Annotated in this window: 7 protein-coding genes; 4 read left to right on the top strand and 3 right to left on the bottom strand. The window is 34.4% G+C overall.

Features of this window, described 5'->3' with window-relative positions:
- Window positions 1-52: 52 nt before the first annotated feature.
- The gene (locus tag JO950_RS20390; protein ID WP_202704278.1) at window positions 53-622 is read right to left on the bottom strand and encodes a hypothetical protein; all 570 of its coding nucleotides are present in this window, start codon (window positions 620-622) and stop codon (window positions 53-55) included.
- A 131-nt stretch (window positions 623-753) separates the two neighbouring features.
- Here JO950_RS20390 and JO950_RS20385 point away from each other — a divergent pair, with 131 nt between their 5' ends.
- The gene (locus JO950_RS20385) at window positions 754-1212 is read left to right on the top strand and encodes an RNA methyltransferase (protein WP_202704276.1); all 459 of its coding nucleotides are present in this window, start codon (window positions 754-756) and stop codon (window positions 1210-1212) included.
- 106 nt (window positions 1213-1318) lie between these two features.
- On the top strand, window positions 1319-3640 hold the full coding sequence (locus JO950_RS20380) for a family 20 glycosylhydrolase (protein WP_202704275.1): 2322 nt from the start codon (window positions 1319-1321) through the stop codon (window positions 3638-3640).
- Window positions 3641-3866: 226 nt separating this feature from the next.
- Here the strand turns inward: JO950_RS20380 and JO950_RS20375 are convergent, their stop codons facing one another.
- Together JO950_RS20375 and JO950_RS20370 are read right to left on the bottom strand one after the other, a co-directional pair.
- Entirely contained in the window at window positions 3867-4535 is a 669-nt protein-coding gene (locus JO950_RS20375; RefSeq protein ID WP_202704274.1) for a hypothetical protein, read from the bottom strand.
- A gap of 196 nt (window positions 4536-4731) precedes the next feature.
- Window positions 4732-5136, bottom strand: coding sequence for a hypothetical protein (locus JO950_RS20370; RefSeq protein WP_202704273.1), 405 nt, complete (start codon window positions 5134-5136; stop codon window positions 4732-4734).
- Window positions 5137-5912: 776 nt separating this feature from the next.
- Between JO950_RS20370 and JO950_RS20365 the strand changes: the two genes are divergently transcribed.
- Window positions 5913-6830 (top strand): N-acetylmuramoyl-L-alanine amidase, encoded by a 918-nt coding sequence (locus JO950_RS20365; protein ID WP_202704272.1) that lies wholly within the window; start codon window positions 5913-5915, stop codon window positions 6828-6830.
- A 66-nt stretch (window positions 6831-6896) separates the two neighbouring features.
- Window positions 6897-7630: hypothetical protein (locus tag JO950_RS20360; RefSeq protein ID WP_202704271.1), on the top strand; the 734-nt coding region annotated here is incomplete at its 3' end.

Here is a 7630-nt window from a genome sequence, read left to right as displayed (position 1 = left end):
AACTGAGACTGAAAACTGAGACTGAGACTGAGACTGAAAAACTAATTTATATTCAATACACCATGTTATTTCTTATATTATCGCAAAATTCGACAAAATCATCAGGCTGCTTAACACTGAACTGCTGCAGATAAACTTTATTTGTTGTATAGGATTTCTTAATTGTTGGAATTTTTATACGTTTTTTTAATTTAAGGTCAACGCGAATCCATTCGCCAATATATTGATGTGTCAATAAATTTACACTGGATTCCCCACTGCCATCTTGCGCTGCATTACCATCACTATATCTACTCATTCCAATTAGCTCAATTTTATTTTGTGCGGTGTTATATCTGAATTGACAATAGTATCCGGATCGCATTGAATGATTATAAAATTGAAAACCATTTTTTGTCAATTCAATTCCTGATGTATCATTTAAATCATCTAATTTTTTGCTTTTAATAGGTAATGAATTCTGTGAGGATAGTTTACAGATTATTTGAGTATTTTTTCTATCAAAGAGTATCTCATCTTTTATAGTATCATTGTCCAGATCTTTTAACAATAAATCTTGGGCATAACATTTCTTTGATATCGTCAGGAAGCAAAAAAGAAATAAAAGTCTCAGGGTATTCATAAATATTTGTTCTTTAAAATTAAGTCGTTGGGTACAATTAACAAAAAAAAGCAATTAACGCATAGAAACATAGATTATAGGTATAAAAAAGAACTTTTTTTTTATTTCACATAGTTTGTATTTTTGCCCTTATGAATGATAATTTTACAAACGAATATTTTGGCATAGGGATACAAAATGGTAAAACGCCTGAGAATTTGGGTGTACTGTGGCGATCGGCTCAAAATCTGGGAGCTACATTTATATTTACTATCGGTAATCGATATGCCAAACAAGCCTGTGATACCCACGATGCGGTAAAAGCAATTCCGTATTTCCATTACGATACCTTTGAAGCTTTTCTTGACAACTTACCTAAAGGAGCACGATTAGTGGGGGTCGAACTAAACGAAAATGCCTCCGACTTAGAGACCTACGAACATCCAAGACGCTGTGTTTATTTATTGGGAGCCGAAGATCATGGCTTATCCAAAAAAGTAATGGAGAAATGCCATCATTTAGTAAAATTTAAATCCGTAAAGAGTTTAAATGTGGCTGTTGCAGGAACGATCATTATGTACGACAGAAATTTACCCAAACCACGCTCTTAAATCGCAGATAGCTTGTTTTACAACGTGATTTTTCAGTTTGATTTACTAAGAGACAAAGGTTATCTTTATCAATTTAAAACGTTATCCTCTTTAAAATAAATAAAAAATGAGAGTACTAAAACCAGTTGTTATTGCGTTTTTTTTGACCCTTTTAAGCAATGCTTACAGTCAAAAAGTAAATAGAGAAAAAGGGATTCAAATCATTCCGAAACCAAAACAATTGGTTCTTAAACAAGGTAATTTTCAGTTTTCTGCAACGACTAAATTTGTGGTAAAGGATGACGCTCAAAAAGAAATCGCTACGGTTTTAATAAACAAATTCGGAAGTGCAGCAGGATTTCGCCCTGAAATTTCAAATAAGACTCCCAAAAGTAATTACGTTCAGTTTATAGAGGATGCAACTTTAAAGAATGAAGCTTATTTGTTGGAGGTAAATAAAGAAAACGTTAGCATTAAGGCAAAAGGAAATGCGGGTTTTATTTACGGTTTAGAAAGCATCCGACAATTACTTCCCGAAGAGATTGAAAGTAAAAGCAGCATTAAAGGGGTGAAATGGGAAATTCCAAATCTTACGATTACCGATGAACCCCGTTTTCAATGGCGAGGATTGATGCTGGACTTATCGCGTCATTTTTTTGATAAAAACTATATATTTGAGACTATCGACCGATTGGCAATGCTTAAAATGAACGTTTTGCATTTGCATTTGGTTGACGATCAGGGGTGGAGAATTGAGATTAAAAAATACCCAAAACTGACCGAAATGGGTGCCTGGAGAGTCGATCAGGAAAATGCGCCCTGGAATGCAAGACAGCTAACCAATCCGGAGGAAAAAGGAACGTATGGCGGCTTTCTGACCCAGGAAGAGCTAAAGGAAATTGTAAAATATGCCGCTGCAAAAAATATAGAAATCATTCCCGAGATCGAAATGCCGGCACACGTGAGTTCTGCCATTGCAGCTTATCCTGAACTGGCTTGTTTCAACCAGAGAATCGGAGTTCCATCAGGTGGATTATGGCCTATTACGGATATTTATTGTGCCGGGAAAGAAACTACTTTTGAATTTTTGCAAAACGTCATACAGGAGGTTATTGCCATTTTTCCATCAAAATACATCCACATTGGCGGTGATGAAGCCACTAAAACCAATTGGGACAAATGTCCGAATTGCCAAAAGAGAATGAAGGACAATGGCTTGAAAGACGCTCACGAACTGCAAAGCTATTTTGTAAAAAGAATGGAGCGATACATCAATTCTAAAGGCAAAAAGATAATTGGCTGGGACGAGATACTCGAAGGCGGTTTAGCTCCCGAGGCTACTGTAATGAGCTGGAGAGGAACGGTAGGAGGGACTGAAGCCGCAAAACAAGGCCATGACGTCATCATGTCGCCCGAATCACCTTGTTATTTTAATTTTTATCAGGGACCTCAAAACGAAGAGCCTCTGGCTTTTGATGCTTTTAATCCGTTAAGCAAAGTTTATGAGTTTGACCCCATTGTCGATACCATGACTCCACAAGAAGCCCGTCATGTTTTAGGCGGTCAAGCTAATTTATGGGCAGAATACATCACCAATCCAAAAGCTTCCGAGTATATGATCTTTCCGAGATTGGCCGCTTTGTCTGAAGCGTTGTGGAGTGCAAAGGAAAACCGAAATTGGAGTAATTTTACCTACAGATTGCCTTCTTTGTTGCAACGCTACGATTATTTAGGGATTAATTATGCCAAAAGCGCTTATCTGGTTACAGCTTCTGCTATGGCTGATTTAGACAAAAAGGTGATTAATGTTACGCTTAAAAATGAATTTCCAAATTCCGATATTCGTTATGTTTTAGGAAATAAAAATATTAACGATAAGGCTATAAAATATGAAAAGCCTATCCCCGTTAACCAAACTACAATTCTAAAAGCGTCTTTGTTTCAAAATAGTAAACCGGTTGGAAGAATATTTTCCGATACGATTGTATTTCATAAAGCGGTAGGGCATAAGGTCAATTATGCGATACCATATAATGAAAGTTACAAAGGAGATGGACCTCTCGGAATGGTCAATACCATCAGAGGGTCTAAAAACTTTCATGACGGTCAATGGCAGGCATGGTTGGTTAAGGACATGGAAATTGTAATCGATCTTGAAAAAGAACAAAACATCGAAAAAGTAACTGTTGGAACTTTAGAGAGCCAGGGTGCCGGAATTTATTTTCCAATACAACTAACCGTTTTAGTCTCTAAGGACGGCAGTAATTACAAAGAAGCTGGAAAGATACTACGCCCGTTTGCTGTAAATGTGAATTCAGAGCTGAAAGATTTCAAAATCAATTTTAAAAAACAAGAGGCCAGGTTTGTAAAAGTATTCGCTACGAATTTAAAAAAGAGCCCAACTGGTTCAAGTTCGTGGTTGTTTGTAGATGAAATTGTGGTGGATTAAACCGTTTTTTCTATTTGGAACTACGGAATAATTATAGCAGTAAGTTAAGGAAAGTAATTAAAAAGGATTGCTGATTTTTGATTAACGATTTTCGATTTCAGATGTATAGAATAGGCAATCCCGGTATTTACCAATACCAGGTCAGAAATCTGCAATCGTTAATCTTCAATCTAAAATCATCTTTTTAGAAGCCTCTCGACTTCGTATAGTAGGGTAATAGTAATTATTATTTAATTTCTTTTAACTCAGCAGTAACTTTTGTAATTCTGATCGCTATTGCCAATGCAAAAAGATACGGAGAGATAAACAATAACATCCAACTAAAGGTTCCTCTTCTAGATTGCTCTTTAGCCACCGATATTTCATTAGATTCTTCCACTATTCGATCTACCATCATAGTCGATAACTCATGATTTCTTTTTAAATGCTCATCATCATTGATATTTGCAAAAGCATTATTGTGCTTTCTGGAAAGAGAATCAACATAAGCAAACTCTTCTTCAACAAGTATTTTATCTCGATAATTCTGAGACATTTTTAAAAGACTGTCATAAATTCCTCCCACCTGAATATATCTTTTTGCTTGTTCCTTATCAGTAAATCTCGCATAGTCAAAACCATTTTTGTCTAAAAAATAATTTCGTTCATTTTCAAGCCTTTCCATATATTCAGCATATACCAATTCTAGTGATTTTTTATGCCAGGGAGTAAGTGCAGTAAAGTATTCCTTATTTAATGAAAAAGTGGCACCAAATATTCCAATTACTCCTAAAGAAACCCAGGCGTAATCAACTTTTTTCCAAAATCGCTTTCCTTGAGGAAAACATTTGATGAATAAAAAATGGAAAGCTAATAGTGCAATTAGTAAAGTTATAAATGGCGCGTAATAGTTCATAGTTTGGTTTTGTTGTAGGCAATGTCTTTATCCGTTTGGCTGTTATAGGCTTTTCTGAAACAAATAATTTTTAACGAAATGAAAATCGTAGAAAATTGATTATCTCTTGCTGCCGAGAGCGTCCCGTTATTAGACAAAATTATACTTTAATATTTACAAAGTCTTCATACTTTGTAGAAATGGAGTGGAACTACTATTAAATTAGAGCAAAGATTCTATTGGCATCATTGTTATTGGTCTGACTTTCTGTTAGGATTTGAGAAGTGATTGATTTTGGAATTCTCGTATTGTTAAATCGATTGATTCGGTTATTTGCCCTTATTTTAGGAGTCCCGGCACTTAAAGAGCAGATAAAAAGATCACACTTTTGATTGTTGTAATGTACAATAGCCTGCGAAATTGCTGTGGAGTTATCTCCCATAGAAAATAGTGCAATTTTTAAATTCTTGTAATTTATCACAATATCCGAAAAATCTTTTGGATCACCTCCTAAACGCTTTTTATTTGTAGATGTGCCAACATTTAATAACAGTTGATAGAATAGTCCAATCGTTGTCGTTTTTCTAGTATTTGGGAGTCCTTCAAGCGCAATTATTTTCATAGGTAATATTTTTATTGATGTTTTTTATTGATGTTTTTTTTAAAGTTGAGCGGTAAAACTAAACAAAAGATATAATATGAAAACCAGTATATATACGCGTTGTCTGATAAAGACAACCCTTTTTTGCATGTTATTTTTAGAGAAGAGGGAGTATTTTTATACTAGAATTTATAGGGTTTGCATTGGCTTTTGCCCTTTCAGGGCGATATTGGTCATGAATTTAGATTATAGTGCGTTACACTATGTTAATGCTAAAGCTCTTTCAGAGCAATTAGCCGAGTAAATCGCAATTTAATACTAATGCGTACTTACTTCGAAGTAATACGAATTACAACTAAAACTCTAAGACCAGGCAGGCTGAAAGCCTAAAAGCAATAGCATAGTGGAACGCACTATCAATAGTTATTCGTATTGTTTACGCCCTGAAAGGGCAAAAGCCCAACCGCAAAGAACTGAATTACGAATGAATTACCGGAAAACAAAAATCAGAACACGAATTAATTCAATGGCAAATCCGTTCCTTAAATCACGTATAAATACTCGCTTGTAAAATACTGATTGTCAGTATATTTGATAAGTTTTAATGTTTTAAATTATGTTGCTTATAAAATGATAAGTAACGGACGCTACTACTCATTTTTAATCCTAAACAATGACTTAATCCTATTGATTTTATGCGTAAAGAGGTAAGTATTTAGGGCTTCATCATCCATAAATGCAAATTGAAGGTATTGTTTAGAAACTATCCTATTTCAAACTCTAAAAAACAAATCCTTATGAAAATTGACAAAAACTGGCTTGTTCAGGAAAGCCAAGCAGAAAAAATAGTAAAAGATCCCACCCCAAATTTTCAATATCAAATTTCGCCAAAATATTTAATCATACATTACACGGCAGGCGATAAAGCATCGGGGGCAATAACCTATTTTAAACAAACCGCAGCACAAGGAAATACTGACCGGATTTGCGCTCATATTGTAATTGATCTTGATGGAACGATTACGCAGCTTGCTCCATTTAACACCAGATGCAACCATGCCGGCTACAGTAGTTGGGACGGTAGAACGGGAATGAATGAGTATGCTATTGGTATTGAAATCGTAAATGTCGGATTCTGTGAGAAGTTAACAGATGGGAGTTTTAGGAGAAGAGAAGGGGTGAAAAAAGACGGAACGCCAAGTTATAAAACATATCCTGCGTCAGAAAAAGACAGAATTGTAAAATTGAAACACAAACATAAATTTTGGGACAGTAAAGAAAATCAGTATTGGTTTAAATATACAGATGCTCAGATAGCAGCAGTTTCAAAATTAAGCAAACTCCTGATTGATACCTACCAATTATCCTTTGTAGTTGGACACGACGATATCTCACCGGCAAGAAAACCGGATCCGGGACCTGCTTTCCCTTGGGATGAGTTTAAAACAAATGTTTTTGGAAAAACAGACAATATCGGAAAGATCTTTCTGGTGAACTCAGTCTCTGATGGAGTTGCCGAATTTAGAACAAAACCCGACAAAACGTCAAGCTCAATCCGAACGTTAAAAAACGGCTATGAAGTTGGATTAATTGAAACTTTTGGACAATGGTCTAAAGTTTACTTAGTGAATGATATTAAAGATATCAAGGATTGGAAACATAGCATAAAAATAGAGGGATGGATACATTCAAGTCTTCTAGAACCAAAAAAATAAAGGTTTACTAACGATAGCAAAATGTTTATACGAAGTGTATGAATTAACATTTAATTTATTTAAAATATGTCAAACATTGGTCTGGTTTCGCTTTTACTATATCTATTTGTTGTACTAGTGGGTATTTCATTTGTTTTTATAGTATATAAATTGATTAACAAATCAACTTTAGAAAATGATAAAATTGATAAGTTTATCGAGTATCTCAAATGGGCATTAGTGACCCTTTCTCTGCCAACAGTAGCTATTATAGTAGCAAATTTTTATCAGGAAAGGAGAGAAGCTATTGAAGAAATGAAATATTTTGAAAAATATTCAGTAGATGTCAGAGATTTAGATAAACTGGAGGAGAGACGGCAATTAGTTCGATATTTTGCAACAGTGGCACCAAATGATAGACTCAAAAAGTCATGGAGGAATTATCTAGATACTATAAATAAAGATTACAGCAAAGCGATTGTTATTGATAAGTTGGTAAAAGAATTTAGAAGAGACTCTGTAAATAATGAAAAAAAAATAGATTCTTTAAATAATGAACGAATTAAGATTGAAGCCCGAATGAGTTCAAATAAAGATTTTATAAATGCTGAGAAATATGAATTAGCGGGTTTTAAATTTTTAATCAACAAAGATGTTAACGCTGCAATAGAGTCATTTACAGAATCTGAAAATTCATATAATGGTTTTCATAATGTTTATGAAATTGCTAGATATTTATCTAGAAACAAAGCTAATCTTTTAAATAAAAATTCAGCACAATGGAAATCGGTATACAAAATGATTGGTACCGAATTTAGATG

Origin of the sequence: Flavobacterium sp. UGB4466 (genome assembly GCF_903469665.1) — a bacterium.
Classification (GTDB): domain Bacteria; phylum Bacteroidota; class Bacteroidia; order Flavobacteriales; family Flavobacteriaceae; genus Flavobacterium; species Flavobacterium lipolyticum.
The sequence above is the reverse complement of the archived record's forward strand: the minus strand, read 5'-3'. Positions and strand labels throughout refer to the sequence as shown.